Below are 26,290 nucleotides of genomic sequence, written 5' to 3' on the forward strand. Positions count from 1 at the left end.
GACGGGACGATGCTGGTGCTCCAGGGCGGAGGAACCTTGGATATGGCGGCCGAACCCTATCCGCCGCCTAGCCATTGAGCTGGGCGCACGCTCCATCCACCAACGTCGCTCTAATCCTAGGCCGCCGGCGCGAGATCGAAGCCGTCTTGGTCGAAGACTTCGAGCCTGCCCGGCCTCGGCAGAGACACATCGCCTTCCAGACGCGCCAGAAGGTAGGCCACCGCCAGCACCATGTCGGCGGCGTCATAGGGCTTGGGGAGCGAGGCGATCGCCACGGTTTTGGCTGAGCTGGCCCGGCTTACCTGCCCGCTGATCAGCAGGACCGGAATCCCCAGAGCCTTCAGATGCGCCGAGAGTTCGATGCCGTCGTCACGCCCGGCGAGCCGGATGTTGACCAACGCCAGATCCGGCTTTTCAGCCTTGGCGACTTCGAGCGCCTCGACGTGACGGTCTGTCAGATCGAGGACCTTGTATCCCGCGTCCTGCAGCTCGTCCCGGAGAAGTATCGCCACCAGGGCCTCGTCCTCGACAATCATCAGGGTCTTGGCCGTCTTGCCATCTTGCCGCGCGCTCATGATCGTTCCTCTGTTCGTCGGCCTATTGAAGCAAGCGGTGGACCGGCCGTCGCGAGCCGCTCGCTCGCCGTTTCAGGGTCATCCTCCACCAGGGCGATCCGAGTGTGTTTGATGGAAACCTGGGTCCCGGGGTGCTTCGGCGTGACTTCGACCGAGGCGTTCAACTGCCCAGCCAGGGCTTGGACGATGCTCGTACCCAGACCTGCCCGCAGCGGCGTGCCTAGCGACATGCCGACGCCGTCGTCGCGTACGCACAGGATCCAGTTGGGCCCATGGAAATTGTAGTCGACGGTGATCTTTCCGGGCCGCCCATCGGGAAAGGCGTGTTTGAGCGCGTTGATCACCAGTTCGGTCACGATCAGGCCAAGGCTGACGGAGGTCCTGGCTTCGATCACGCCGTCGCCGCCCTCGACGGTCAATGAGATCTGATCGATCTCACCGATCATCGAGGCCGAGATGTTTTCGCAAAGGCTGGTGAAGTAGGTCTGCACCTCCACATCGCCGTCCTCTGAGGTGGACAGCAGCCGCTCGAGGGCGGCCACGGACATCACCCTATGGTGGGCGTCCTTGAGATGGCCGCGGGTCTCGTCCGACGTGGTCTTTCGCGCGTTCTGCAGCAACACGCTGGCGATGATCTGCAGGCTGTTGGCGACCCGATGGCGGACCTCCTGCAACAGCACGCTGTTCTCAAGCAGCGCCTCCCCCTTCAGCGCCGCATCGGCCCTCGCTTCCGTCACATCCGACACGGCGACGAGGATGCGCGTCTGTTCAAGATCCAGATAGGTCAGCCGCCGGGCCTGGACAATCAGGTGGCGAACCGGCTGCCGGGGGCGTTTGAGATCGATGTCTCGGGCGCCGAGCGCGCCCTGGCCCGACACGGTCGCTGTCATCAAGGATCGCAGTGCGGGACTGTCCCATCTGACCGCGTCCAGGGCGTAGAGGGGGTGACCCGTTATTTCAGCCACATCGGCGCCGAAGACGTCACAGAACGACGTGCTTGCCGCGATGACCGTGAGTTGCCCGTCCAGGAGCAACAGCGGCGCAGGCGACGACGTCACAACCGCGAAGGTCAGACTTAGGGCCACATCTTCGGAGCTATGGTCTTGGGCGGGCATGGCGAGCCTTCGGGAAAACCGGCGGCTCGCGGTGCGAAAGCCAAGGGCCGGGTAGTCGCGAGGGTCGGAATAAGTGTCAAACGACGCTCTCGGGATCGGTCGCGTAAATCTAGAACGGTCGCCGGCCCGCGAAGTTGCGCCGTTGATCTACATCGCCACGCGCGAACCTCAGCTTAGGCCTCGTTGGAGGATGGCGTCATTCCGCCTGAATTGGGTGGGATGTCGGGAGGCTCGGTTCGGTCCTTGCCGCAATCATGGATTGATCGCGGCGCGGGCGGGGCGAGCGGAGCTTGGCTGATCCCTCCGGGCGCGGTTCGGGGCGACGGCCGTCGATCCAACCCGAGGGAAACCTATCGCATGTCGCTCAAGATCATCGCCGTCGCGGCCATGGCCTGCTGTCTGGCCGCCGCCGGCGCCGCCCAGGCCCAGGTCATGCACTTCTCAGCGGCCCTCAAGGGCGCCGACGAGGTCCCCGCCAACGACAGCGCCGGGCAGGGCGCGCTGACCGCCGACCTGGACACCGCCAGCAAGACCCTGACCTATCACGCCACCTATTCCGGCCTGACCGGCCCGGCCACCGCCGCCCACTTCCACGGCCCCGCCGATCCGGGCGTCAACGCCGGGGTGATGGTTCCGGTGAACAACGTGGCCAACCCGATCTCGGGTACGGCGACCCTGAACGAGTCCGAGATCGCCGACCTGACGGCGGGCAAGTGGTACTTCAACATCCACACCAAGGCCCATCCCGGCGGCGAAATCCGCGGCCAGGTGATGGCGGCCCAGTAACATCGACCCCTACGCCGCCGCTTCGGGTTGCGGAGCGGCGGCGTAGGGACCTGATCGGGGGCGCGGACGGAACGCCCGCGTCGCCCCGCCGTTGCGTCTGGGACCTCAGGGTCTGGGACTTGAGGGTTGGGGCGCGCGGCGATGAAGATGTTCGGGACTGTCATCCTGCTGGCGGTGGCGGCGGGCCTTTCGGGGTGCCACGGCTATGGCCCGCTGGGCGAGCCCCCGACCGGGGTCGCGGGGCTGAAGGCGGCCGAGCGCCAGCACGAGACCGCCAAGATCGGCAAACCAGGGATCACCCCGCGCGGCGGCGGCTCGGCCATCGCCCCCACCGGCCCGGACGGCGATCCCACCGCCGGCCCCACCGACAGCATCGGCCCGCACTAGGCCGCCGTAATGGATGCGGAATGCGGCGCTGGACGCTTCAAATCGCCACAATAGTGCAAGACATTGTTGAGCAATCCATGGTAGATATAGATTAGCTGCGCCATTGTCCTCCGCCGGCCGTTTCCTGGTTCCGGATAGGACGAACCCCCCGGTGCAGTCGGTCAATCGACTGGGATGGAGAGGCCGAGCCTCTCCTCCCCTTCTTGGCCGCGTCTCCCCGGTTTTCGTCTCGCGCTGTTCATCGTCGGGCGTAAAGGCGACGCATATCGCGCGGGCGGACGCAGGGCGGTAGGAGGGGGTATGAACGCCCTGACCGCCTTTGGCCTGTTCGCCGTCTCCGCCATGCTGGTCTGCTATGCGCTGGACAGCCGGTCGCATTGGTGGACGTTGGGGTTCGCCGGTGCATGTATGCTGGGCTCGACCTATGGCTTCCTCCAGGGCGCCTGGCCGTTCGGCCTGGTCGAGGGGGTCTGGAGCCTGGTGGCCCTGGCCAGCTGGCGGCGACGCAGCCGTCTCGGCGCGGGGACGGGCGGCGGGCCGGATGAGGGTGGAGGACCGATGAAGCTCAGCCCCGGCGACTTCCCCCTGCATGTGCGTGGCCGCTTCCTCCATGCGCGCGACGACCGCTTCCTGTTCACCGCCCCCGACGAGCAGGCCGCCGCCGATCTGGTCGAGCGGCTGAACCGCGACGAGGCGGGACGCAAGGGCCGGCCGCGCTGGCTGCGCAACCGCACCGTCAAGGCACGGGCCGGGGGCTAGGGCTCCGCCCACACGCCCCCTGCTTTGCATGCGCCCCGCATCCCTGGAGCCGCTTCGGGCGTTTCATGGCCTCATGATAAGAGGACAAAAAATGAAACGGACCCTTCTGGCCATCGGTGCGGCCGCCGTCCTGGGCTTCCCGCTCGCCGCTTCCGCCCATACCCACGTCCAGCCCGACGAGGCCGGCATGCCGGCGCAGGCGGTCGCCCCGGGCGTGCGGGGGAACTTCACCCTGAAGCAGCGCGAGGAATGGCTCTCCCACCGCATCGACAAGGCCAAGGACGACGGCTCCATCGACGGGCGTGAGGCGGATCGGGTACGCCACGAACTCGACCGCATCAAGCACGACGAGGACCACTATCGCGGCCATCACGACGGCGACCAGCTGACCGACAACGAGACCGCCGAACTGGAAGCGCGCCTCGATCAACTGGCCGACAAGATCCACTGGCTGCACGACAACGGCTTCCAGCGGCCCTGGTAGCGGGCGTCGGCCGGGCGGGTAGGGTGCAGTCGCCTTTCCCGCCCGGCGGCGATCTGAACGGCCCGGCAGGGTTCTGCGGCTTATTCGGTGAGCCTTTGGCGCGGCGCGGCGTTTGATCGAGAGGGGAGACCTCTCATGCTGTTCGCCATCGCCGCCTATTTCGGACCCGACGCCGAGGTCCAGCGACAGAAGATCCACGAGCGCTACAACGAACACCTGCGCCAGCGGACCGACCGCGTGCATCTCGCCGGCCCGCTGTACGACGCCAACGGCGAGCGGACGGGGGTGCTGCTGATCATCGAGGCGGTGGACTTCCCGGCGGCGCAGGAGTTCCTGCGCGTCAGCCCCTATACCGAGGCCGGCCTGTATAGCCGCACCGAGGTCAGCGAGTTCCGGCCCGAGGTGGGTTTCCCGCGCTAGGCCGGGCTAGTTTTCGAGCGCCCGGCTGCCGCCGCCGTGCTCCTCGGCGAACAGGTCCGCCTCCCGCAGGCGGTGGGCGACGTGGTGCAGCAGCGAGGCGCCGTCGTGGGGCCCGTCGCTGCGCGACAGGGCGGTGTCCATCACCACAGCCTTCAGGGCGGTGATGAAGCCGGGGTCCCGCAGCGCCAGCAGGCCGATCACCGCGTCGAGCAGACGCTCCTGCGCCAACAGGCGCACATCCGCGTCGGGAGTTGAGGTTTCGGACATGGACGTCTCCCGCTTGGCTTGGCGTGCAGTGGTGACGGGCGGAACGGTCGAAATAAAGGCCATGGCGCACCGGGACGGGGCGCAGAGGCGCTGCGTGCTTCGAGACGCGGCTTTCGCCGCGCCTCAGCATGACGAAGGTTTCTGCGACCCACCAAGGCCCGTCATCCTGAGGAGCCCCGAAGGGGCGTCTCGAAGGACGCACATCCCAACACTCAACGTTAAGGACAGCCAAAAAGAAAAGGGCGGCGGCCCTTTCGAGCCGCCGCCCCCTGTCGGAGACAATTTCCGGACGCTTAGAAGTCGGCGGTGATGCCGAAGAAGAAGGTCCGGCCCAGCGAGTCGTAGATGCCGGGGAAGGTGTTGCCGTTGGCGACGCCGCCGCTGGCCGCAGGGAAGGTCACGGAGTCGACGATCGGCGGGTCCTTGTCGGCCAGGTTGGCGACGCCCATGCGGGCGGTCAGGCCGTCCTTGATCCGCCAGGTGCCGGAGAAGTCGACGTAGTTGTAGGCGGGAATGTTGGCGTCGATGGCGTCCTGGGTGGCCTTGTGCAGGAAGGTGTTGGTCGAATTGCCGTCGAAGCTGGTGCCGCCGACGTAGCGCCACGCCAGCGACAGGGTGAACGGATAGGGCGGGTTCCAGGTCAGGCGGACGCGGTGACGCCAGTGCGGGATCGGCTCGCCGCAGACATCGCTGCCGTACAGGCCCGCGCAGTTGTAGGTGCCGCCGCCGCTGACAGGCTGGTGGGTGAACTCGGTGGTGTAGGTGCCCATCAGCGAGAGGTCGTAGGAACCCGTATTGGGCACGTTGAAGTAGTCGGTCGGGCGGAAGTGGTAGCTCGACGCGACGTCGACGCCCTCGGTGCGCAGGAAGCCGGTATTGATCTTGGTGGCCACCACGTAACCCTGGCTGCCGAAGATCGTCCCCGCGGCCGGGTCTCGATGGAACAGGCTACAGAAGACCGGGCTGCCGGTGGCGATGCACTGGGTCACCGTCACGTTGCCGCCGCCGACGCCGGTGGAGATGATGTTGCTCACCTTGATGTCGAACCAGTCGACGGTCAGGGTGAAGCCCCGGAAGAAGGTCGGCGTGAACACCGCGCCGGCGGTGAAGGTGTCGCCCACTTCCGGCTGGAGGTGGGTGTTGCCGCCGTTCAGCTCGGTACACTGGCCGGACGGGCACTGGATGATGTTGCCGTACTGGCCCGCGGTGACCCCGCTGCGTTCGCACTGGGCCAGGGTGGCGGTGGGCGCCGCGCCGGCGCAGGGGTCGCTGCCCGAGAACAGGCCGGGGGCCTGGGCGGCGAACAGTTCGTTCACGTTCGGCGCGCGGACGGCGCGGGCGTAGCCGCCCCGGAAGGTCAGGTCGCGCAACGGCTGGTAGTTCAGCTGGGCTTCGTAGGTGTCGGTGCGGCCCGCCGAGGAATACTGCGAGAAGCGGTAGGCGCCGTCGAACGACAGGCTCTTGATCAGGGGCTTGTCCTGGACCAACGGCACGCGGGCTTCGCCGAACAGTTCGTACACGTCGAAGGTGCCGGCGTTGCTGATGGTGGCGCCGCCCTGGCCGGCGAGATCGCCGGTGCTGAACTCCTGGTCGGTGTTCAGCGACAGGTTCTCACGACGATATTCCGTACCGAACGCGACGCCGATCCCGTCCGTGGCGAACGGGCTGCGGATGCCGTACTGGCCGAAGTCGCCGGTGACCGAGGCGCTGGCCACCTGTTCCACGGTGTCGCCGGTCTCGAAGGCCGGGGCGTAGACATAGGCCAGGGAAGCCGGGTTCAGGCCGGTGGCGCTGAAGATGTTCAGCGGCACGCAGCCCGCAGCCCCGCTCATGCAGGTCCCGTTCGGGTTCACCAGCAGGGCGTTCTGGGTCTTGGTGGTGGAGACGTCGTTCTTGTACTCCTCGGCCTTGATCGAGGTGCCGTACTGCAGATAGGCGTCGTAGCTCCAGCCCGGCGCGATCTCACCCTTGGCGCCGATGTCGATCTTGTAGTCGGTGTGGCGCAGGTCGGCGATGCGGGGCTGGGCGCCGTTGTTGATGAAGCGGTAGGCCGCGTTGAGCCGGGCCAGGTTCGCGGTGCCGGCGAGGCTTCCGCACAGGGCCTGGGCTTGGGCCGCCGACAGGAGGGGGTTGTTACAGTTCACCGCGAAGGTGCTGTTCCCCGGCGAGGCGGTGCCGGAGAACAGACCGCTTTGCGCGATCTGCGCGTTGGTCTGGTCGTCGGCGAACATGAAGTCCGAATACAGGTCGACGTGGTCGTTCACCCGGTAATGGGCGAAGTAGCCGGCGGTATAACGGTCGTCGTTGCGCTGGATGTAGTTCAGCGGGGAGGTGTTGTAGGACAGCAGGCTGGTATAGGGCACGAAGGCGGCGCTGCCGTTGGGGTTGTCCGACAGCGTGCCGGTGTTGACGCCCAGGCTGGCCAGGCTGGCGGCGCCGCCGCTCCCCGCGGGGTTGGCGAGGAGCCCCCCGCTGGGGTTCGTCAGCGAGGTCACCTGGAAGTGGCCGAAGTTGGTGTTGCTGGAGCCGGTGCAGGTGTGGGTGTCGGCCACGCCCGGTGTGTTGGTGATGACGCTGGTGATCGAGCAGGCGCTGTAGGAGCGGCTGCTTTCCACGACCGGCTGGGTGTTGCGATACTCCATGTAGGCGGTGACGTTGCCCTTGTCGTCGGGGGTGTTGGCGCCGAAGATCGCCGTGATGTCCATGTTGCGGCCATCGAGGTTGCCGCCCGGATAGGTGACTTTGGCCCCGGGGGTGACGGCGTTGAACGACGAGATCGCGCTGTCGACCGAGCTGTTGGCGCCGTTGGTGTGCTGGGCGAAGCCGCCCTGCGCGTCGATGCGCACACCCTGGAAGTCTTTCTTCATGATGAAGTTGACGACGCCGGAGATGGCGTCCGAGCCGTAGATGGCCGAAGCGCCGCCGGTGGTGACTTCGACCCGGTCGACCAACTGGGTCGGGATGTTGTTCAGGTCGGCGGCGGGGCTGCCGGGGTCGCCCGGCATCAGGCGGCGACCGTCCACCAGCACCAGGGTGCGGTTGGTGCCGATGTTGCGCAGGTTGACCGTGGCGGTGCCGTTGGAGCCGTTGGAGACCGACTGGCTCTGGGCCGCGTAGACCTGCGGCAGGCCGTTGAGCAGGTTCTCGATGTTGGTGGCGCCCTGGAGCTTGATCTCCTGGTCGTTGACCACGGCGAGCGGGCTGGTGCTGGTCAGGCCCTTCTGCGCGATGCGAGAGCCGGTGACCACCACTTCCTTGGTGGAGTTGGCGTCGGGCACGCCGGCGACCGGCGCCGCGGTTTCGACCGCGCCCGTGGGCGTCGGCGTGGTGTTCTGCGCCGTTTGGATCGCCTGTGCGGAGGCGTTGCTGGCGGTCATCGACAGAGCGGCGGCCCCGAACATGATCGTGGAAGCGAGCAGTCGCTCGCGCATGACGTTGGTCTTCAAGATGATCCCCTCTCGTCTCCACCGGTTGGCCGGTGTCGTCCCCGTATTTGCTGGCTCGTATTCCCGAATCCACGCCTCCCGTCCGCTCTCAGCGGCGAACTGGACACGCAGATCTGCTCAAGCGTCGATGAAGCCAAAGCACCGCGAGGTGCAATGGTCGCCTAACGTCTGGACGTCTCAAAAATGAGCGCCTGAGTTTGATCACAGACAAGGTGACGAACGTCATCACGCCATACGGTCGCGGGCGAGTTCTTCTGAGTGGAGTGATTAGATAATGTGCAAACGCGCGCAATTCAGGGCGGAAATGGGTTGAACTTATCGATCCGAGATCATGATCCCCGCTCCGGGGAGAATGTGGAGTCGACCGCAAAGCCGCCCAGATTCGGACGCATCGCCGCCGCCCGCCAGGCCCCGCGAGACTACGGAACGCTCAGCTATCGCTCGTCCCCCCGGGGATTCGGCCCTCCGCGGGATCGCTCCTGTCTTGGTCGAGCCGGGTGTTTCGCCGCGCATACAAATTGGAAACGTCAGACTGCAACTTCTGCGGTATAGTCTTGCAAGCAAGTTGAGTTTGCGAGGCGTCGGTCATGAAGACAGGTATCCAGGCCTTGATGGGCGCCGTGCTGGCTCTGTCGCCCGCCGTGGCGACGGCGCAGGTGTTCTACGGCTCGCCCGGTGGACTCGTCGGGGTGGGCTCGGGGAACGACTGCCCCCGTCTAGGCTTTCGCAGCGCCCATCCCAGGACGGTGTACGACCAGACCTCGCATGAGCACGTCACCATCGCCGGGGGCTGCGTCAGCGGCTACATCAAGGCGGTGAACGACGACACCGGCCAGAAATGGCGGGTGGATTTCTACCCGGCCGGCATCTTCGTCGGCGTCGACGAAGACGGCGACCATTGGCGCTACGACCCCCACGCCAAGCTGTTCATCAACCTGAAGACCGGCCGCTCGTGCCCACGGTCGGCGCCCCGCCACGTCTGCGGGGCCGACGCATCCTAGTCCGTCCCGCCGCGTCGGTCGGCCGTCGTACAGTCCGTCCCAATAGAATCGGTGTCTCCTAGGCGCGCGCCCGGCTGGACGTGCGATAAAACGCTTCCGTCGCATGGCTATGCTGCACTGCAATGCGTATATGTTGCATGTGCGAATGCCGCGCGTTGGAAAGGCCGATCGACATGAGCCTGGGAGACACGGTGGCGGAATTGGCCCTGCGTCGGCGCCGTCTGGCCGAGCAGGAGCTGCGGCCAAGCCATCTGCACGAGGTGACGGACTTCGGTCCCAACCCCGGCGCGCTGCGCATGCTGATCCATACCCCCGACCTGCTGCCCGCGAGGGCGGCCCTGGTGGTCGTGCTGCACGGATGCGCGCAGACGGCGGAGGCCTATGCCGAGGGGGCCGGCTGGCTGACCCTGGCGGATCGCTACGGCTTCGTGGTGCTGGCGCCCCAGCAGACCCGCTCGAACAACCCCAACCTCTGCTTCAACTGGTTCCAGTCCGGCGACGTGGCGCGGGACGCGGGCGAGGCGGCCTCGATCCACGAGATGATCGGCTGCGCGGTCGCCGACCACGGCCTGGACATCCGGCGGGTGTTCGTCACCGGCCTGTCGGCGGGCGGAGCCATGGCCAACGTCATGCTGGCCGCCTATCCCGAGACGTTTGCGGCCGGCGCGATCATCGCCGGCATCCCCTATGGATCGGCGTCCAACATGCAGGAGGCGTTCGGCGCGATGGGCAATGCGACGCGTCGCACGCCCGAGGCCTGGGGCGACGCCGTGCGCGCCGCCTCTGCCCATGCCGGTCGCTGGCCACGGGTCTCGATCTGGCAGGGCGACAGCGACACCACGGTGCGCCCGGGCGTCGCCGACGAGCTGGTCAGCCAGTGGCTCGACGTCCATGGTCTGGACGACGCGGGCGGAGAAGAGGTCGATCTGGGCGACGGGCGCCGCCGTATCGCCTGGCGCGGGGCGGACGGGCAGGCGGCGGTGGAGTTGAACCGCATCGCCGGCATGGCCCATGGGACGCCCGTGGGCGCGGCGGTGCTGGACGGCGACGGGGTCGACGGGTGCGGGACGCCTGGGCCCTACCTGCTCGAGGTCGGGATCTCCTCCAGCCTGGAGATCGCCCAGGCCTGGGGTCTGGCTTCGGGGGGGCTGGCTTCGGACGCTCTCGCCGCGAAGGGATCGGGCGCGCGGGCGGCCAAGACGACTGGCTCCAAGACGACTCGGGGAGCGGTTGCGGATAAGCCGGCTCCGTCGAACGACGAAGGCGCGCCAGTCGGCGGCATCTGGGCGGGCTGGGGTCTGGAAGCGGGTTCGGGGGGCGAGGTCGGGAAGGTCATCACCGACGCCCTGCGCAGCGCGGGCCTGCTGAAATAACGCGGCGGCCTGGATAGCTGGCGGAAGTCTCGACGCGGCGTCCGGTCAGGGCGCGGCGGAGAGGGTGCTCGTCCAGCCGTCCGGGAAACCCAGGCGACTGGACGAGCCGATCAATCAGATCGCCTTGAGTTGGGCGGCAGACATCTTGCCGCTGCGTTGATCGCGTTCCAGTTCGTAGGAGAGCTTTTGGCCCTCGTTGATGGAACCGATCCCCGAACGCTCAACGGCGGAAACGTGTACGAACACGTCTTGGGCGCCGTCGTCGGGTTGAATGAATCCAAACCCCTTGGTCGGGTTGAACCACTTCACAACACCGGTAGCCATATGGATATATCTTTCAGTTCGAGAACACTCGATCCGCAATCGGTCGAGCGATCGGATGGGCGATGAGGATGGCGACGGACTCGGAAGCTCGATCCAAAGAGCGAACGTGGAGAACTACCGAACCAAAACGGCATTCGATCCGAACGAGATGCCATAGTCGGGGGCTGATGACAAGCATGAACCGGTCACGGCTTTGTTATGGCGCTGCTCTCGGACGTCTCTGGCCGGTCGAAGAAACGGGGTCGCAAGCCGACTATAGGGCATGTGTTGCGACGCAACATGCAAGGATGGGCGCCTCGGCATAAGAGCAGCCAACTCCCGAGCACTTGAATTGTTCCTTGATCATCTTGATACTTGTGAGGCGGCGTTAACCAGCCTCGACGGCCGTCGGCGCGCGTGGGAAAAGGCGGCGATGGCCCGTCGTTTCCGCTCTCCATTTCCGTGTCCCGGTCTGGGCGTGCTGGCGATGGGCGCAGTGCTTTTCGCGGCCGGGTTGGGGCAGGCGGCGGTCATGGGCACGCCGACCGACGTGACCTTCAAGTCATTGAATTGCGACATAAACCTGGTTCCGGACTTCGCGGCGGGAACGGTGGCTGGCGTCGAGCGCCTGCGGTTCGAGAGCTTGGCGGACGGGGTGCGGACGCTGGCGTTCACACCCGATCCGCTGGCGGTGAACGCGGTGCTGGCGGACGGGACGCCGGTCTCCAACGCCATCGAGGGCGAGCGGCGGGTGTTCCATCTGGCCCGGCCCCTGCGCAAGGGCGAGGTGGCCACCCTGGTGATGAGCTTCGCCGGCCGGCCCAAGCGGGACGTGGCCTTCGACGCCGACGAGATCCACACCAATTTCTTCACCTGCGAAGTCATGATCTGCGACGACGCGCGTCCGGGCGACCGGGCCACGCTGTCGTTCGCCCTGACCCTGCCCGTGGGCATGGACGCCGTCGCCCCGGGCCGGTTGGTGTCGCGTGGGCCGGCGGGCGAGGGGCGGGAGGTCTGGCGCTGGCGCGAGGACCGGACCTATCCCAGCTATCTCTACGGCTTCGCGGCGGGGCGCTATTCCCGCGCGCGGCTGGACGCGACGGGCGCCCTGTCGGTGCTCTATCGGAACGAGACGCCCGAGCGGGTCAAGGCCATGTTCGCCGACACCGCGCGGATGATCGCCTTCTATGAGTCCAAGGCGGGCGTGCCCCTGCCCGAAGGTCGCTACACCCAGGTCCTGGCCAGCGACGACGCCGCCCAGGAGGACGCCGCCCTGACGATGATCGGCGAAGACAATGTCGCGCCGATCCTGAAGGACCCGCACAAGGACGGGTTGGTCGCCCACGAACTGTCCCACCAGTGGTGGGGCAACCTGATCACCTGCGCCGACTGGAAGGAGCTGTGGCTGAACGAGGGCCTGACCAGCTTCATGGTCGCGGCCTACAAGGAGCAGCGCTGGGGCCGGGCCGACTACGACCGCCAGATCGCCAGCGCCAAGGGCGACTGGGTGGCGGCCAAGGCGGCGGGTCTCGATGTGCCGTTGAGCTATGGCGGCGACTATCCCACGCTGAAGGACAAGCGCCGGATCGCCTATGGCAAGGCGGTGGTGTTCTTCGACGCGTTGCGGACCGAGCTGGGCGAGGCGGCCTTCTGGAAGGGGCTGCGCGACTACACCCGCGCCAACGCCGGGCGCAGCGTCACGGCCCGGGACCTGGAGACCGCGTTCGAGGCGGCGAGCGGGCGCGACCTGTCGCCGATGTTCCGGCAGTGGGTGTTCGGCGATCCGGCCTCGGCGTCCGGCGGACCCGCCGGCTTTTGAGATCGGGCGCGGCGGCGTAAGGACGAGCCATGGTCTCCTACGACGTCGCCGTTGTCGGGCTGGGCGCCATGGGCGCGGCCAGCCTCTACGCTCTCAGCCAGCGGGGCTGTCGCGCGGTCGGGTTCGACCGCTATGCGCCCGGCCACGATCGCGGCTCCTCGCACGGAGAGAGCCGCATCATCCGCATGGCCTATTTCGAGGACCCCGCCTATGTGCCGCTGGTGCGGCTGGCCTATGAGGGCTGGCGGCGGCTGGAGGCCCATACCGGCCAGCGGGTGCTGACCCGCACCGGCATCCTGGAGGCCGGGATCGCGGGCTCGGCGAGCGTGGAAAGTTCGCTTCGCTCGGCGGTGCAGCACGACATCGCCCACGAGGTTCTGACCCCACGCCAGGCGGTGGCGCGGTTCCCGGCCTTCGACCTGCCCTCCGACTGGGACTGCCTGTTCCAGGCCGACGCCGGGGTGCTGGAGCCGGAGAAGGCGGTGCGGCTGCTGGTGGACGCGGCCGAGGCGTTGGGCGCGACGGTCCACACCCAGGCGCGCGTGCGCCGGGTGACGCCCAAGGGCGAGGGTGTGCTGGTCGAGCTGGAGGACGGCCAAACCGTCGAGGCGGGCGCCGCCATTATCGCCGCCGGCCCGTGGATCGGCGAATTGGTCCCCGAGCTGAAGCCGCACCTGACCCTGACCCGCCAGACCCAGACCTGGTTCGCCCCGACCGCGCCCGCCCTGGTGACGCCCGACCGGATGCCGGCCTTCCTGCTCGATACCGGCGAGGCGATGATCTACGGCCTGCCGGATATCTGCGGCAGCGGCGTCAAGGCAGGGCTGCACGGTCCCGAAGGCGTGCTGGACGATGCGGACGCCCCGCGCGCCGCCGCCAGCGCGACCGAGACGGCGGCGCTGCGACGCGTGCTGGAACGCCTCGTGCCGGCGGCGGCGGGTGCGGTGCGGCGGTCGACCTCTTGCGTCTATACCCGCACGCCGGATGAGCACTTCGTCCTGGGTCTGCACCCTGAGGCGGCCCAAATCGTGCTGGCCTCGCCCTGTTCGGGGCATGGCTTCAAGTTCGCCAGCCTCATCGGCGAGGTCCTGGCCGACCTGGCCACGACCCGGACCACCGACAAACCCATCGCGCTGTTCCGGCCCGACCGGTTCCTTGGCGCGGCCGGCCTAGCCTAGCGCGGCCTCCAGCGCCTGCAGCCAGGGGCGGAACGGCTGGGCGCGGCCGATGCTGCGGGTGTGGATGGGCGCGCGGACCTGATCGCGGCTGGCCGAGGTCACGCGCCGCTCGGTCTGGTGGAAGCGCAGGCAGCGCTCGTCCCAGGGCAGGCCGCAGAAATCCAGGATCGCGCGCACCTGGGCCTCGGGCTCGCGCACCAGCGCCTCGTAGTCGATCTCCAGCACGCTTTCGGCCGGCAGGGTCCCGCGCCAGTGGGCTGTCAGCCGACGGTACAGGCCGTAGTAGTGGCCCAGCTCGGTTAGGTCGTAGCTGTATTCGTGCCCGCGCGTGAACAGCAGCGAGTAGATCGACAGGCAGGTGTCCAGCGGATCGCGGCGGCAGTGGATCATCCGCGCGCCCGGCAGGATCAGGGGGATCAGGCCGGCGTACAGGAAGTTGGACGGCGTCTTGTCGACGAGGCGCGCGGTCGACGGCGCGTTCGCCCCCAGCCGTTCCAGATAGCGCCGCCCCAGGGCGGGGAAGGCGTCGGCGGGCAGGGCCGGCGCGCGGGCGATCAGGTCTTCGGTCTGCACCAGATCGGCCAGGTGGGCGCTTTCGCCGGCGCCGTGGACGGCGGGGTGGGAGGCCAGGATCTGCTCGACCAGGGTGGTGCCGGATCGGGGCATGCCGAAGACCAGGATGGGTCGCGGATCGGCGTCGACCGGCGGACGCCTGCGTGACAGCAGGGGGGCGCTGAAGGTGTCGGCGATCGCGGCGAGGTGGGCCGCCTCGTGTTCGGGGTCGTAGTCGATGGTCGTGCGCTTCAGCCCAGCGCCGACATGCAGGCGGGCGAAGGCGCGCGGGCCGTCGCCGAGGTCGAGATAGGCCTTGCCCAGCGCGAAGCCGAGATGCAGCCGGTCGCGCGGCGTAGCCTCAGGCCGGTCGGCCAGCCCCTCCATCCGCGCCAGGTCCGGGTGGCCGGCCGAATAGCGGCTGAGGTTGGCGCGCGCGTACCAGGCGTCGATCAGCTCGGGCTGCAGGCGCAGCGCCTCGTCCAGCTCCGCCAGCGCCTCGGCCTTGCGGCCCAGTTCCGCCAGCAGGAGCGCGTGGTGGGCGATCAGCAGGGCCGGCTCGGCCACGGCCTGCCGGGCGAGGGCGAAGGCGTCCAGCGCCTCCTGCGTCCGGTCGAGGCCCTGGAGGGCGAGGGCGCGGGTGTGGAGCGCCGCCCCGTTCCCCGGTGCGAGGCCGAGCGCGCGGTCGCTGTCGTCCAGGGCCGCGTCCGAGCGGGCGAGCCGGCATAGCATCAGGCTGCGCCGGACCAGCGCGTCGACCTGGTCCGGGGCCAGGGCCACCGCCTGGTCCAGGTGGTCGAGCGCCGCCAGATCGCGGCCGAGGACGCTCTCGAACTCCGCCGCCAGCAGGCGCGCGCCGATCATGGCGGGCGCGGTCGCCAGGATCGCCTCCACCATCGCCAGCCCCTCCCGGTCGCGGCCCCGGCGACGCAGCAGGATGGCGAGGTTGAGCTGGATGCCCGCGACCTCCGATAACTGGCGCAGCGCGAGCCGGTAATGGGTCTCGGCCAGGTCAAGCTCGCCGAGGCGCTGCAGGACCAAGGCGAGGTTGTTGTGCGCGATGGCGAAGTCGGGATCGATCCCGATCGCGCGCTCGAAACAGGGTCGGCTGTCGGCCAGGGCCGCGCGGTTGACCAGGATCGTGCCGAGCAGGTCCCACGCCGGGGCGTTGTCCGGGTCGCGCGCCAGGGCGGCGGCGACGACCGCCTCGGCCTCCGCCGCGCGGCCGTGGCGGAGCAGGATCTCGCCATGGTGGGCGTGGTGGATCGTGCGCGACTCGGGGTGCGCGCACGCCCGGGCGATCAGGTCCAGCGCGGCCTCGGCCTCGCCCCGCTGGAAGGCCGCGATCGCCAGGACGTACAGGGTCGCGGCGTCCGCGTCTTGGAGGGGGGGCATGTCCGTCACGCGGTCGCGGCCTAGAACAGGCTGGACAGGTGGGTGTGGCGAAGCTCGTGGTCGCCGACCAGGAAGCTGTACCGACCGGTCTGCGCCTGCCGCCGAAGCCGGGGGAAGTCTATCCCCTGCGCATCGATCTCCTCGCGGGCCGCCTCGATGAAGTCTGGCGCGTGGTCCTCGATGAAGCCCTGGGTGAGCAGGCCGACGGACAGGTCTTTGCGCGTCTCGCCCAGCCGCATCCGCGCGTTCAGCCGCATCGCCTCTGCATGATGGTCCGGCGTGTCCAGGCCGAGGAAGCGGAAGATGTGCTCGGTCGTCTCGACCAGCTCCCCGTCCTCGATCAGCAGGGCTCGCGGGCCGAGCGCGAGGGCGGACTGGCGGGATTGGGCCTCCAGCGCGCACAGGCCATAGGCGCAGTCCGCCAGCACCTCGAACGCGCCCTCCAGGGTGGTGGCCGCGTCCATCTCGGCCAGATGATGCACCGACCAGTCGACCAGGATGTTGGAGACGCACAGCTCGGTGAGGTCGCGGCGCAGTAGGATGAACTGCGCCCTGGGGTAGAGCCTGGCCAGGAAGGCCATGGTGGCGGGGGCGTTGTAGCGGATTTCCTTGAAGCCCCAGCGCTGGCCGGCGTCCAGGCCCCGGCGGAAGGCCGACGACAGGGTCTGGCGGCAGAGGTCGTGATAGTCCTGGCGCTGGAGCGGGTTGGTCCAGGGATTGTAATCGAACATCACCTCGACGCGCTTGCTGGCGAACATCGAGATCTGGTCGGGCGTCATGTCGTCCCGGCCGCCCCGGTAGATTTCCGAGATCTGGTCCAGCTCCACCAGCTTGTTGATGAAGCCGCCGTGCTCGCCCCAGATGACCAGTTGCGGGTGGGTGTTCAGCAGGCGTTGCAGGAAGGTGCTGCGCGAACGGTGCGCGCCGCAGACGAAGACCGGCTCATCCTGTTCGGGATCGAGGTCCGCAATCATTGGGAAGCTTGCGGTCCGCGCGGCTTGCGCGGCGGCGGTCGCCGCAGGCTCGCGGCCAGCGTGGGGTCCACAAACCATCTGGACGCCATGCCGCTCTGGAGGACGGCGGCGCCCAGGATCTGCAGACGACTGGACATGGCGCGTCTGCCGTCTTCCGCCATCCGTTCACACAGTCCTGTACCAAGCTTACCGCTGCTTCTTACAGGTCATATAGTTCGCCATGATTTCCCGATTGATTCGGAACCGTAACCTTTACCTGGGATGTGGGCGTTTTCTGGTCGACACCTCGATCAGGGTGCGATCTCCTCCAGCCGGCGGCCCTGGGTCTCGACCATGAACAGGGCGGCCAGGCCGCCGAAGACGGCGACGCCGCAGAACATCAGGAACACGCCGCCGGTCCCGCCCTTGCTCAGCAGGGCGCCGACCAGGGCCGGTCCCACCGCCGAGGCCAGCCGCAACCACGAGGTGGCGATGCCGGTGCTCATCGCGCGCATCCGGGTCGGATAGATCTCCGGGGTGTAGAGGTAGAGCACCGCCGCCACCGAGCCGATCACCCCGTAGGCCGCGGTCGCCATCGCGGCGGTGAACACGAACGACTGGTGTGGGACCAGCGCCAGGGCCGCCATCAGCGCGGCGCCCAGCGCGAAGGCCGCCACCGTCCACTTTCGCCGGCCGATGCGGTCGATGCAGAAGGCGCAGGCCAGCAGCACGATCACTTGGGCCACATTGGTCAGCGAGGCGATGTGCAGGGCCGCGCCCAGCTTCAGCTTGTAGTGCAGGTGGTACAGCGTCGGCAGCCAGTTGTTCAGGCTGTTGGAGACGAAGAAGGCGCTGGCCCACAGCGCCCAGGCGACCAGGGTGCGCACCCGGTAGAACGGCGACAGCAGCTCGGTCCAGCGCGTCCGCTTCGCGACGGGCGGCTCGATCGCGGCGGGGACGGGGGCGGCCGGCGTGGGAGCCACCGAGGCGCCGTTGCGCCGCCCGCTCGCCTCCATGTCGGCGACGATGCGCTCCGCCTCGTCCAGCCGCCCGCGCCCGATCAGCCAGCGCGGCGATTCCGGCAGGCGTGCGATCAGCACGGCGACGATCAGGCCGGGCACGCCCGCGATCAGGAACAGGCTACGCCAGCCGAACGCCGGCACCACGAAGGCGGCGACCTGGCCGGTGGCCATCAGCCCGATGGGGAACAGCAGCTCGTAGAGCATGAAGAACCGGCCCCGGCCGGGGGCGCGGGACAGCTCGCTGATATAGGCGGCGGCCACCGGCATCTCGCCGCCGACCCCGATCCCCTGGATCAGCCGGCAGGCCAGCAGCAGCGGGAAGCTGCCCACCGCCCCGCAGGCCAGGCTCATCACCGACATGATGGCGGTGGCGATGGCGGCGCTGGAGGTGCGTCCGCGCGTCTCGGCCATGCGGCTGAACAGCAGGGCGCCGACGAGCTGGCCGATATAGCTGGAGCCGATCAGCCAGCCGATCTGCAACGGCTTGAGGTGCCACAGCCCCACCAGGATCGGCAGGACGAAGGCCAGCGACAGGGCGTCGAAGGCGTCCAGGAAGGTGGCGCTGCCCATGACCACCCGGCCGCGGATGTGCCAGCGCGAGAAGGCCAGGGCCTCGATCCGGGCGATCAGGGCCGCCGCACGCGTGGACGTCGGACCGGGCCCGTCCGCCGAAAGCACGGCGCCCGGCGATGCGATCGCCGGGCCCAGGGTGGAAACCTCCAAAGTCATCCCGTTCCTTCCCTACGTCCTCGTCTGCGCCGCGCCGGCCTTGGCGACCGGTCGTATGGAGGCGTCCCGGCGCGACGCGGCGCCGGGACGCTTGGATGGCCCGATCAGGCGGCCTTGACCGGCTCCTGCACCTTGGCCGTCGCCTCCGCCTCGGTGGCGGCCAGGGGGACGTGCCAGGCGTCGTAGCCGTAGAGCCAGGAGGTGTCGTGGTCGCCGCCGCTCATCCAGGTGTTGGCGCTGGAGATGGCCTGGATCTTGGAGACGCGGGGCTTGCGGTTGGCTTCGTACAGCTTGAACGCGGGAGACAGCTCCATGTTGCTGGCCTGCAGGCAGCGGGCGAGCACGGCGGCGTCCTCGATCGAGGTGGCCGCGCCCTGGGCCATGTATGGGGTCATCGGGTGGCAGGAGTCGCCCAGCAGCACGGCGTGGCCGTCGCTCCAGCGCGCCAGGGGTTCGCGTTCGAGGATGGCCCACTTGTGGCAGTCGGGGCAGGCGTTCAGCACCATCTGCACCTCGGGATGGAAGCCGGCGAAGGCTTCGCGCAGTTCGTGGACGTCGCCCTTGGCCGACCAGGATTCGGTGGTGATCCAGTCCGCCGGCTCCGGCACGCTGGTGACGAAGTAGAGCGAGCTGCGGTCCTTGGCGGTGTAGTAGATGACGATGTGGCGGTCGATCCCCCACCACTTGGTGCGCGAGGGCCTGATCTCGCCGCCGTTCATCAGGGCTGAGTCGAACACCGCGCGATAGGCGATGCGGCCCTTGTGCAGGGGCGCGTCCGGCCCGACGATGATGTCGCGGACCAGGGAGTGCACCCCGTCGGCGCCCACCACCGCGTCGTGCTCGGCCCGGGTCCCGTCGGCGAAGTCGAGCGTCACGCGGCCGTCGGACTGTTCGAGGCCGCTCAGCTTCTTGTTCAGGTGGATGATCTCGCGCGGCAGCACCGAGAGCAGGGCGTCGTGCAGGTCGGCGCGGTGCATGCACAGGAACGGCGCGCCGTAGAGGCTTTCCGGCATCGGCAGCTCGCGCTTGACCTCGCCGGTGTCCCAGACCCGGTTCAGGTGGGAATAGGGCTCGAAGGCGATCTGGCGCAGCTTGTCCAGCACCCCGATCCCCTTCAGCACGTGGCAGGAGTTGGGCAGCATCTGGATGCCGGCGCCGACGCGGGCGAACTGGTGGGCCTGTTCGTAGACGGTCACGTCCACGCCGACCTGGCGCAGGGTCGCGGCGGCGGCGAGGCCGCCCATGCCTGCGCCGACGACGGCGATCGAAGGGGTGGTCTTGGCCATGAAGGTCCTCCGTCGGCCCGACAGCCTGTCGCTGTCTTCGGCCCGCTTGTGTTCGAAGGAGGCTAGGCTTCCCTAAATGGTATGTAAAATATCCATTTTGTTCATTATATGAACTTTTGAGATATAAGGAGATGAGGTGGAGCTTCGGCATCTGCGCTATTTCGTGGCCGTGGCGGAGGCGGGCGGGGTTTCGCGCGCGGCGGCTCGCCTGGGCATCCAGCAGCCGCCCCTGGGCCAGCAAATCCGCGCCCTCGAGCAGGAGCTGGGCCTGGACCTGTTCGACCGGGCGCCCAAGCGGATCGTGCTGAACGCCGCCGGCGACGTGTTCCTGGAAGACGCGCGCCGCATCCTGTCGGAAGTGGACACTATGGTGGAGCACGTCCGCCGCTTCGCGCGCGGGGAGCAGGGCCGGGTCGCGGTGGGGTTCACCAGCTCGGCCTCGCTGCATCGGCTGACGCCGAAACTGATCCGCGCCTTCCGCCAGGCCTACCCGCAGGCCGAGATCGACGTGGAGGAGCGGGAGACCTTCGAGCTGATCCTGGGCCTGCAGCAGCGGCGCATCGACGCCGCCTTCCTGCACATCTCCGCCCAGGGGTTCCCCGATCTGCAGGATCACGTGCTGGACCAGGAGGGGCTGGTGGCCGCCATCCCCGCCGAGCACCCGCTGGCGGCCAGTCCGGGCGAGCCGCTGCCCCTGGCGGCGCTGTCGGGGCAGCGGATGGTGGTCTATCGGCGCACGGACGGCCCCGGCATCTTCGAAGGCGTGTCGGCCGGGCTGGCGGCGGCGGGGGTGGTCCCGATCGTCGTCGACGAGGTCCAGCGGCTGGTGGCCGCCCTGAACCTGGTGGCGGCGGGGCGCGGGGTGAGCCTCGTACCTGCTTCGATGCAGGTGCTGCACCCCGACGCGATCGTCTATCGCCCGCTGGCGGATGGGGCGTTGCCGCCGCTGCCGCTCTATCTGATCCACCGCAAGGAGATCGACCTGACCCTGGTGCGCAACTTCATCGACGTCGCCGTCAGTTTCAACCTGGCCTAGCCTCAGGGCGCGGCGCGATCCGAGGCGACCTCCGCGCGGTCGCCGGCGATGATCCGCCGAATGCGGTGGCGTAGGCGCATGGCGATGGCGTCCGTGGCGAACGAGGTCTCCTGACGCGCGTCCCCCCAGTCGTCGATCATCGGTTCGAGGGCCTCGAGGATGGCGGCGTCTTCGGCGACGATCTTGGCGTTCCGTTCCGAGAACAGTGTGCTGAGGTCCGCATCCTCCACATTGAAATCGCGGGTTTGGGCCAGGAAATAGTGGGTGGTGGTGTCCGTCTCCGGGGTGATCGCGTGGATGAAGTTCATCTGGCCCATAAGGCGCTTCGGAGCGCCCGACGCGTCGGCGCTGTAGGTGCGCGAGCCTATGTTGTTGACCAGCGAGACGCCGAGCAGCTCGATCGTCAGATCGGAACAGGCGTGGGAGCCCAACTCGGCGAACAGGGCCCGCATGGCCGCGTCGACCGGCGTCGGCGCGGTGCGGTGGGTCATGGCGAAGCGATCCGGCGTGTCGGTGATCTCGGCGTCCCTGAACACGTCCGCCTGGCAGCCGCCGAGGGTGGCTGGATGGACGACGTTGATGTGCTCCTCGTCGAACAGGTTTTCGATCAGCAGCTGGGCGCGGGCTCCAAGGCGGAACGGGTGGCTCAGGTCCGTCCGCCAACCCGCGCGTCCCAGACCCAGGGACATCGAATCCGGCAGGAGGGATGGGTCGGCGCGATCCGCCTCGCCCGGCCAGATCCACACGCACGGGCCAACGACGACGACAGGATAGCGCCTCAGTCCGAAACCGGGCGGGACGCGATCCTGGCGTGGAACGGCGACGCAGGTCCCCTGATGATCGAAGCGGGCGCCGTGATAGGGACACGAGATCAGGTCCTGCGTGATCTCCGCCCGCGCCAGCGGCATCCAGCGATGGGGACAGACGCCGGAGAGCGCCGCCACCTTGTCGTCGGTGGTGCGGAACAGGATCACGTCCTGGTTCAGGATGCGGCGCGCGACCGGGGTGTGGCCGATCTCGGTCGTCCAGGCGGCGAGATACCACTGGTTTCGGGCGAACAGCGGACCGTCGTGAAAGGGATAGCCCTTCATCGGAGCGCCATTCGCCGCTGAAATGTCCCCGGCGGCGAGGTCACGACCGGAAGCGATCCCTGCAAGCCCTTACGGCCGCTCAGGATTGCGTTGGCCGCAGCCGGTCGACCAGCGCGCCCGCTTGCAGCACCTCGACGGCGATGCACTCGGGCCAGTCGTTCAGCAACTGGCGGGCGTAGGCCACGGCCTCCGCATCGCTGGGCAGATTGCGGTTTCTGACCAGGGGCTCGCCCTCTGGACGATCGACGCGGAAGACGAAGGGTTTCATCCGCTCTTCATAGCATAGCTCGGCGGGATCGGGGATCGGCTTTGGGTGCGCGGCATGATCACGCGCCTCTGGGCCGCGCCGGATCAGGCCGGCTCCTTGGCTCCGGCGGCGCGGCGGATGGCGATGGTGCGTTCGAGTTCGTCGCGCGCTTCAAGCACCTTGCGCCGGATGTCGATGGGGAGGTCCGGCCGGCGGCTCAGATAGGCGTCGACCTCGGCCAGGGCGTCCGGGCTCCGCTGTCCACGCACGAAGGCGTTGATCCACGAGGGAAGGAAGAAGATCCGCCGGTTGGCGCGAATCCACTCCAGCCGCTCCAGCGCCGGGCGCAGGAAGGCGCGGGTCAGGCCGGTCTGGTCGGGGTCGTTGAAGGCGGCGAGGCTGGCCGAGACCCATTCCTCGTTCAGGCTGGGATCGTCCAGATAGCGGTGGAAATAGTCGCGCTTGATCGCCGCGTCGGGCGTGGCGGCGCGGGCGATGAAGGCGCTGCGTCCCGCTTCCGGGGTGGCGTCGTGCTTCATCTCGGTCGCGTAGAGCGCCTCGGCGCCGGGGTCGCCCACCGCCAGCAGGCGTTCGACGATGTTCCATCGGGTGAGCTGCTTCACCGGCGCGCCGTCGAACAGCCGCGTTCCGGACAGATCGTCGTGCAGCAGGGCGCGGGCGGCCGGGGTGCGCGCGGTGGAGACCAGCGCGTCCAGGCTGTCCTTGCGCAGGCCGTAGGCGAGGGCGCCGTCCTGGGTCCGGGCGGCGAGCGCCTGCTCCCAGGGCGGGAACAGCCGCGCGGCGTTGGCCTCGGACACGTAGCGCACCAAGGCTATGGAGGCGCGATTGAGGATCAGGCTGGCGATCTGCTCGTCCTGTTCGTGGGGCAGGGCGGCCAGGGCGATCTCGGCGAAGCGGGCCGGCGGCAGGCGGGTCTCGCGCACCAGGTCCCACAGGGCGCCCCAGAGCATGGCCCGGAGCAGCCCGTCCCGCGCCTCGCCGACGTGGGCGGCGATCCAGGCGGCGCTACGCGCGTCGGGCAGGAACAGGCCGTAGCCGTAGTCGCCGTCGTTGGCCCAGACATAGTCCGGAACGGGCAGGCCCACGGCCCCGGCGACGGTGGCGGTGTCGCCCTCGAAGCTCGCCGGCAGCACCACGTCGGGCCGGTCGCGGTAGCCCAGCCGCACCTGCACCTTCATCGGCCACCATCCGCCCGGATCGTTCGGCAGGGCCCGCACGGGGCTCTGCGCCAGGGTCAGGCGGGACACCTTGTCCCCGCGCGTCTCCAGCCGCGTCTCCACCCGTGGCATGCCGGCCCGCAGGATGTACTGGTCGCCGAACGCTTTGAGCGAAACGCCGGAGGTGGTCTCGACGGCGGAGAGCAGGTCGCGCCAGGTCGCATTGGCGTAGGCGTGCCGGGTCAGGAACAGATGCAGGCCTCTGCGGAAGCCGTCGTCGCCGGCGAGGAAGGCCAGCTGCTTTATGATCGAGGGGGCCTTGTTGTAGACGATCGGGCCGTAATTGCTCTTGGCCTCGTCGAGATTGGCCAGGGGTTGCCAGACCGAGTTGGTCCCGCGCGTGGAATCGGCGGCGTAGGCCACGGGCTTGTTGCGGATATAGAAGGTCTTCCAGGCTTCGCTCTGCGGCTGCAACTCGGCCTGGATGCGGGCGGACATGTAGGTGGCGAAACCCTCCTTTAGCCACAGGTCGTCGAACCACCGCATGGTGACCAGGTCGCCGAACCACTGGTGGCTGACCTCGTGGTAGATGGTGGCGTCGCGCCCAAGTCTTTGCGTGAGCGTCGGCGGTTCGCGGAAGATAAAGCTGTTCTCGTTGTAGAAGATCTCGCCCACATGCTCCATCCCGCCGAACGGGAAGGCGGGGGCCAGCACGGCGTCCAGCTTGCTGAACGGGAAGGGGACGCCGAACCAGGTCTCCAGCCAATGCGCCGCGTCGCGGTTGGCCTTGATGATGGTGTCCGCATCCACCTCTTTGCGGCGGGACTTGCGGGCGTAGAGGGTGATCGGCCGCTGTCCGGTCGGCGCCGATCCCCACTCGGTCCAGGGGCCGGCGGCGAAGGCGGCCAGGTAGGTGGGGATCGGCTCGGTGCGGGCGAAGGTCCAGGTGGTCGAACCCGCCGCCGTGTCGCGGGCCTCGACACGGGCGTTCGCCACCACAGTCCATTCCGCGGGCGCGCGGATACGCCAGCGGATGCGCGCCTTCAGGTCGGGCTGGTCGAAACAGGGGAACAGCAGGTTGGCGTCCGAGGGCACCAGCAGGGTGTAGAGGTAGGTGCTCGCATCGCTGCGGTCGTCGAACCGGATGATGGCCGCGCCGGTCGGCGCGATCGGCGTGGTGAACCGCGCCTCGACCAGGTTCACGCCGCCCTTCAGGCGATGCGCCGGGAGCCGCAGGTGTCCGTCCCGCCACTCGAGATTCGCGACGGCGCTGGCGTTCGTCCGCACGGCGTCCAGGGTCGGGCCGCGATAGTCGACCACCAGGTCGCCCGCATCGCGCCGACGCCTGAAGGCGATGCGCACGGCGCCGGCGGCCATGTCCGGCCGGGTCAGGTCCAGGTCGAGGTCATAGTGGACATCGGCCAGGGTCGTGGCCCGGGAAAGCGCCAGTTCGTGCGCGATCCCCGGCTGCATCAGACGGCCTGTGGCGGTCTGCGGGGCGGCGTGTCTGGCCGATGTGTTCGGCCGGGGCGACGCGGCCTGGGCGGCCGACGATCCGAACGCGGCCGCCATGCTCGCGCCCAGGAAGCCTCGACGGTTGCTGTGATCCAATGTCTGGCTTCCGGATAGGGACGAGCTAGGCCGTTCTCGGTCAATTCCCGGAAGCCGGCAACGGGAATATCGCGCCCGTCCCCGCCGTCCGTCAGGCGTCCGCGACAGCCTGTTTGCGGGCCTCGGCTCCCCCCAGGGCGGCGGCGAGGGTTCGTTGCTCCAGGATGTGTATCGTCGCGTCTCGAACATCGAGGAAGGCGTGGCGGAGAAGGCAGTTCGTCTCGTCGGGACAGTCCTCGCAGCTCTGATAGAAGTTCAGGCTGACGCAGGGCAGCATGGCGAGGGGACCGTCCGTCGCGCGGACCACATCGGCGAAGCTGATCTGGTCGGCCGGACGCGAGAGCGTGTATCCGCCCTGCGCCCCGCGACGCCCCTCGACCAGCCCCGCTCGCCGCAGGTCCGACATGATCGCTTCCAGGAATTTGCGGGAGATCGACTCGTCCCGCGCGATGGCGCTGACCTGGCGCGCGCCCCCATGCCGGGCGATATCGAGCAGCGCCTTGAGAGCGTAGCGGCCGCGTTGAGAGAGCATATGGCGTTTTTCGTGCGATCGGCGGGGGCCTGCCTGGGCCGTCGCTCAGCTGTAGAGCGGCGCGGTCGCGGCGGCAACGGCGCCTAGCTCGCCCTCACCCAACCAAAGCCTTGCGATCCGTGTAGAGCCAGCGCTGGCCGGCTTCGAGCCGCCAAGCCCGCAGGCCGCCTTCGAGGTTGAAGACGCGAGTATAGCCCAGCTTCTGCAAGCTTTCAGTGGCGAGCGCGCCCCGATTGCCGCCGGCGCAGTAAAGTACGAGCGGGGTGTCCTTGTCGCTCAAGACTTCGGAGATGGTGTATTCCAGCTGGCCGCGGCTCAGGTGGATGGCGGAGGCGAGCGGCGGGTTTTGCAGCAACTCGACGTCGTCGCGGACATCGATGAGCAGGGCCCCGCGCGCGATCTCCAGGCGTGCATCGTCAGGTGTCAGTTCGGTGATCCGCGTGCGCGCGTCGGCGGCCAGGCGTCGGATGTCGGTATAGTCGTACGCAGGCATGAGACGCCTCGGCTTCAACTCTCAAGGGCGCAGTCACAGTCTCCAGAAGAAGACGCCACGGGCAATTCTGGACGCCTACCCAGAGGGGCCATGCATTCCTTTCGATAGGCGACGATCTCATCGGTGCGGTGGATTGGCAAATCAGGGTCTCTCATCCGCAGATCAGAAGATTTGAAAGCTCGACCGCGCGCATTCCACATTCGTCGCCGACCTCGTTGTGCGGTTCAGGGCGGGGATAAGGGATCGAGCCAA

At 68.4% G+C, this 26,290-nt stretch carries 24 protein-coding genes; 10 read left to right on the forward strand and 14 right to left on the reverse strand.

The window, feature by feature from the left end:
• Positions 1 to 116: 116 nt before the first annotated feature.
• Together GSQ87_RS05600 and GSQ87_RS05605 are read right to left on the reverse strand one after the other, a co-directional pair.
• Positions 117 to 575, reverse strand: coding sequence for a response regulator (locus tag GSQ87_RS05600; RefSeq protein ID WP_158914112.1), 459 nt, complete (start codon positions 573 to 575; stop codon positions 117 to 119).
• Positions 572 to 1,690 carry a sensor histidine kinase gene (locus tag GSQ87_RS05605; RefSeq protein ID WP_158914114.1) on the reverse strand — a complete coding sequence of 373 codons (1,119 nt, stop codon included), beginning with the start codon at positions 1,688 to 1,690 and terminating at the stop codon, positions 572 to 574. The genes GSQ87_RS05600 and GSQ87_RS05605 overlap by 4 nt, the downstream gene beginning before the upstream one ends.
• A gap of 357 nt (positions 1,691 to 2,047) precedes the next feature.
• On the opposite strand from GSQ87_RS05605, the gene GSQ87_RS05610 reads away from it, so the two are divergent.
• The 5 genes from GSQ87_RS05610 to GSQ87_RS05630 all read left to right on the forward strand — a co-directional run bounded on the left by GSQ87_RS05610 (position 2,048) and on the right by GSQ87_RS05630 (position 4,526).
• Positions 2,048 to 2,476, forward strand: a complete 429-nt coding sequence (locus GSQ87_RS05610; protein WP_158914116.1) for a CHRD domain-containing protein — start codon at positions 2,048 to 2,050, stop codon at positions 2,474 to 2,476.
• Between the two features lie 147 nt (positions 2,477 to 2,623).
• Entirely contained in the window at positions 2,624 to 2,863 is a 240-nt protein-coding gene (locus GSQ87_RS05615) for a hypothetical protein (protein WP_158914118.1), read from the forward strand.
• Positions 2,864 to 3,163: 300 nt separating this feature from the next.
• Positions 3,164 to 3,622, forward strand: a complete 459-nt coding sequence (locus GSQ87_RS22425) for a hypothetical protein (protein WP_216839034.1) — start codon at positions 3,164 to 3,166, stop codon at positions 3,620 to 3,622.
• Between the two features lie 91 nt (positions 3,623 to 3,713).
• Positions 3,714 to 4,106 carry a hypothetical protein gene (locus GSQ87_RS05625; RefSeq protein ID WP_158914120.1) on the forward strand — a complete coding sequence of 131 codons (393 nt, stop codon included), beginning with the start codon at positions 3,714 to 3,716 and terminating at the stop codon, positions 4,104 to 4,106.
• A gap of 135 nt (positions 4,107 to 4,241) precedes the next feature.
• Complete coding sequence (locus GSQ87_RS05630) at positions 4,242 to 4,526, forward strand: YciI family protein (protein WP_158914122.1); 285 nt, start codon at positions 4,242 to 4,244, stop codon at positions 4,524 to 4,526.
• Between the two features lie 6 nt (positions 4,527 to 4,532).
• Here GSQ87_RS05630 and GSQ87_RS05635 read toward each other — a convergent pair whose 3' ends face one another.
• Positions 4,533 to 4,793, reverse strand: coding sequence for a hypothetical protein (locus GSQ87_RS05635; protein WP_158914124.1), 261 nt, complete (start codon positions 4,791 to 4,793; stop codon positions 4,533 to 4,535).
• 293 nt (positions 4,794 to 5,086) lie between these two features.
• A complete protein-coding gene (locus tag GSQ87_RS05640) occupies positions 5,087 to 8,239 on the reverse strand; it encodes a TonB-dependent receptor domain-containing protein (protein ID WP_158914126.1) in 3,153 nt (1,050 codons plus the stop codon).
• A gap of 587 nt (positions 8,240 to 8,826) precedes the next feature.
• On the opposite strand from GSQ87_RS05640, the gene GSQ87_RS05645 reads away from it, so the two are divergent.
• Together GSQ87_RS05645 and GSQ87_RS05650 are read left to right on the forward strand one after the other, a co-directional pair.
• Entirely contained in the window at positions 8,827 to 9,240 is a 414-nt protein-coding gene (locus GSQ87_RS05645; protein WP_158914127.1) for a hypothetical protein, read from the forward strand.
• A 173-nt stretch (positions 9,241 to 9,413) separates the two neighbouring features.
• The gene (locus GSQ87_RS05650) at positions 9,414 to 10,613 is read left to right on the forward strand and encodes a PHB depolymerase family esterase (RefSeq protein WP_158914129.1); all 1,200 of its coding nucleotides are present in this window, start codon (positions 9,414 to 9,416) and stop codon (positions 10,611 to 10,613) included.
• 114 nt (positions 10,614 to 10,727) lie between these two features.
• Here the strand turns inward: GSQ87_RS05650 and GSQ87_RS05655 are convergent, their stop codons facing one another.
• Positions 10,728 to 10,937, reverse strand: coding sequence for a cold-shock protein (locus GSQ87_RS05655; RefSeq protein WP_158914131.1), 210 nt, complete (start codon positions 10,935 to 10,937; stop codon positions 10,728 to 10,730).
• A gap of 412 nt (positions 10,938 to 11,349) precedes the next feature.
• Between GSQ87_RS05655 and GSQ87_RS05660 the strand changes: the two genes are divergently transcribed.
• Positions 11,350 to 12,735: a M1 family aminopeptidase gene (locus GSQ87_RS05660; protein ID WP_158914133.1), complete on the forward strand. Its 1,386-nt coding sequence runs from the start codon at positions 11,350 to 11,352 to the stop codon at positions 12,733 to 12,735.
• Positions 12,736 to 12,764: 29 nt separating this feature from the next.
• Positions 12,765 to 13,913, forward strand: a complete 1,149-nt coding sequence (gene solA / locus GSQ87_RS05665) for an N-methyl-L-tryptophan oxidase (protein WP_158914135.1) — start codon at positions 12,765 to 12,767, stop codon at positions 13,911 to 13,913.
• Here the strand turns inward: solA and GSQ87_RS05670 are convergent.
• From GSQ87_RS05670 to GSQ87_RS05685, 4 genes are all read right to left on the reverse strand, one after another.
• The gene (locus tag GSQ87_RS05670; protein WP_158914137.1) at positions 13,905 to 15,860 is read right to left on the reverse strand and encodes a tetratricopeptide repeat-containing sulfotransferase family protein; all 1,956 of its coding nucleotides are present in this window, start codon (positions 15,858 to 15,860) and stop codon (positions 13,905 to 13,907) included. The genes solA and GSQ87_RS05670 overlap by 9 nt on opposite strands.
• Before the next feature lie 20 nt (positions 15,861 to 15,880).
• Positions 15,881 to 16,912 carry a sulfotransferase gene (locus GSQ87_RS05675; RefSeq protein ID WP_158914139.1) on the reverse strand — a complete coding sequence of 344 codons (1,032 nt, stop codon included), beginning with the start codon at positions 16,910 to 16,912 and terminating at the stop codon, positions 15,881 to 15,883.
• A 212-nt stretch (positions 16,913 to 17,124) separates the two neighbouring features.
• The gene (locus GSQ87_RS05680) at positions 17,125 to 18,564 is read right to left on the reverse strand and encodes an MFS transporter (protein WP_158914141.1); all 1,440 of its coding nucleotides are present in this window, start codon (positions 18,562 to 18,564) and stop codon (positions 17,125 to 17,127) included.
• A gap of 104 nt (positions 18,565 to 18,668) precedes the next feature.
• Positions 18,669 to 19,850, reverse strand: a complete 1,182-nt coding sequence (locus GSQ87_RS05685) for an FAD-dependent monooxygenase (protein WP_158914143.1) — start codon at positions 19,848 to 19,850, stop codon at positions 18,669 to 18,671.
• A gap of 136 nt (positions 19,851 to 19,986) precedes the next feature.
• On the opposite strand from GSQ87_RS05685, the gene GSQ87_RS05690 reads away from it, so the two are divergent.
• Positions 19,987 to 20,886 (forward strand): LysR family transcriptional regulator, encoded by a 900-nt coding sequence (locus GSQ87_RS05690; protein WP_158914145.1) that lies wholly within the window; start codon positions 19,987 to 19,989, stop codon positions 20,884 to 20,886.
• A 2-nt stretch (positions 20,887 to 20,888) separates the two neighbouring features.
• Here GSQ87_RS05690 and GSQ87_RS05695 read toward each other — a convergent pair whose 3' ends face one another.
• The 5 genes from GSQ87_RS05695 to GSQ87_RS05720 all read right to left on the reverse strand — a co-directional run bounded on the left by GSQ87_RS05695 (position 20,889) and on the right by GSQ87_RS05720 (position 26,038).
• Entirely contained in the window at positions 20,889 to 21,977 is a 1,089-nt protein-coding gene (locus GSQ87_RS05695; RefSeq protein ID WP_158914147.1) for an aromatic ring-hydroxylating dioxygenase subunit alpha, read from the reverse strand.
• Positions 21,978 to 22,056: 79 nt separating this feature from the next.
• Entirely contained in the window at positions 22,057 to 22,245 is a 189-nt protein-coding gene (locus GSQ87_RS05700) for a hypothetical protein (RefSeq protein WP_158914149.1), read from the reverse strand.
• 83 nt (positions 22,246 to 22,328) lie between these two features.
• On the reverse strand, positions 22,329 to 24,974 hold the full coding sequence (locus GSQ87_RS05710) for a M1 family aminopeptidase (RefSeq protein ID WP_216839036.1): 2,646 nt from the start codon (positions 24,972 to 24,974) through the stop codon (positions 22,329 to 22,331).
• Positions 24,975 to 25,104: 130 nt separating this feature from the next.
• Positions 25,105 to 25,545, reverse strand: a complete 441-nt coding sequence (locus tag GSQ87_RS05715; RefSeq protein WP_158914153.1) for an Rrf2 family transcriptional regulator — start codon at positions 25,543 to 25,545, stop codon at positions 25,105 to 25,107.
• 94 nt (positions 25,546 to 25,639) lie between these two features.
• A complete protein-coding gene (locus GSQ87_RS05720; RefSeq protein ID WP_158914155.1) occupies positions 25,640 to 26,038 on the reverse strand; it encodes a rhodanese-like domain-containing protein in 399 nt (132 codons plus the stop codon).
• Positions 26,039 to 26,290 lie beyond the last annotated feature (252 nt).

The organism is Caulobacter sp. S45 (assembly GCF_009765965.1).
In the GTDB taxonomy this organism is placed as follows: domain Bacteria; phylum Pseudomonadota; class Alphaproteobacteria; order Caulobacterales; family Caulobacteraceae; genus CAHJWH01.

Bases quoted from the DNA above. Each gene is read 5' to 3' on its own strand.
- GSQ87_RS05600 (WP_158914112.1), bottom strand. From the start codon at position 575: ATGAGCGCGCGGCAAGATGGCAAGACGGCCAAGACCCTGATGATTGTC.
- GSQ87_RS05605 (WP_158914114.1), bottom strand. From the start codon at position 1,690: ATGCCCGCCCAAGACCATAGCTCCGAAGATGTGGCCCTAAGTCTGACC.
- GSQ87_RS05610 (WP_158914116.1), top strand. From the start codon at position 2,048: ATGTCGCTCAAGATCATCGCCGTCGCGGCCATGGCCTGCTGTCTGGCC.
- GSQ87_RS05615 (WP_158914118.1), top strand. From the start codon at position 2,624: ATGTTCGGGACTGTCATCCTGCTGGCGGTGGCGGCGGGCCTTTCGGGG.
- GSQ87_RS22425 (WP_216839034.1), top strand. From the start codon at position 3,164: ATGAACGCCCTGACCGCCTTTGGCCTGTTCGCCGTCTCCGCCATGCTG.
- GSQ87_RS05625 (WP_158914120.1), top strand. From the start codon at position 3,714: ATGAAACGGACCCTTCTGGCCATCGGTGCGGCCGCCGTCCTGGGCTTC.
- GSQ87_RS05630 (WP_158914122.1), top strand. From the start codon at position 4,242: ATGCTGTTCGCCATCGCCGCCTATTTCGGACCCGACGCCGAGGTCCAG.
- GSQ87_RS05635 (WP_158914124.1), bottom strand. From the start codon at position 4,793: ATGTCCGAAACCTCAACTCCCGACGCGGATGTGCGCCTGTTGGCGCAG.
- GSQ87_RS05645 (WP_158914127.1), top strand. From the start codon at position 8,827: ATGAAGACAGGTATCCAGGCCTTGATGGGCGCCGTGCTGGCTCTGTCG.
- GSQ87_RS05650 (WP_158914129.1), top strand. From the start codon at position 9,414: ATGAGCCTGGGAGACACGGTGGCGGAATTGGCCCTGCGTCGGCGCCGT.
- GSQ87_RS05655 (WP_158914131.1), bottom strand. From the start codon at position 10,937: ATGGCTACCGGTGTTGTGAAGTGGTTCAACCCGACCAAGGGGTTTGGA.
- GSQ87_RS05660 (WP_158914133.1), top strand. From the start codon at position 11,350: ATGGCCCGTCGTTTCCGCTCTCCATTTCCGTGTCCCGGTCTGGGCGTG.
- solA (WP_158914135.1), top strand. From the start codon at position 12,765: ATGGTCTCCTACGACGTCGCCGTTGTCGGGCTGGGCGCCATGGGCGCG.
- GSQ87_RS05670 (WP_158914137.1), bottom strand. From the start codon at position 15,860: ATGCCCCCCCTCCAAGACGCGGACGCCGCGACCCTGTACGTCCTGGCG.
- GSQ87_RS05675 (WP_158914139.1), bottom strand. From the start codon at position 16,912: ATGGTTTGTGGACCCCACGCTGGCCGCGAGCCTGCGGCGACCGCCGCC.
- GSQ87_RS05680 (WP_158914141.1), bottom strand. From the start codon at position 18,564: ATGACTTTGGAGGTTTCCACCCTGGGCCCGGCGATCGCATCGCCGGGC.
- GSQ87_RS05685 (WP_158914143.1), bottom strand. From the start codon at position 19,850: ATGGCCAAGACCACCCCTTCGATCGCCGTCGTCGGCGCAGGCATGGGC.
- GSQ87_RS05695 (WP_158914147.1), bottom strand. From the start codon at position 21,977: ATGAAGGGCTATCCCTTTCACGACGGTCCGCTGTTCGCCCGAAACCAG.
- GSQ87_RS05700 (WP_158914149.1), bottom strand. From the start codon at position 22,245: ATGAAACCCTTCGTCTTCCGCGTCGATCGTCCAGAGGGCGAGCCCCTG.
- GSQ87_RS05710 (WP_216839036.1), bottom strand. From the start codon at position 24,974: ATGGCGGCCGCGTTCGGATCGTCGGCCGCCCAGGCCGCGTCGCCCCGG.
- GSQ87_RS05715 (WP_158914153.1), bottom strand. From the start codon at position 25,545: ATGCTCTCTCAACGCGGCCGCTACGCTCTCAAGGCGCTGCTCGATATC.
- GSQ87_RS05720 (WP_158914155.1), bottom strand. From the start codon at position 26,038: ATGCCTGCGTACGACTATACCGACATCCGACGCCTGGCCGCCGACGCG.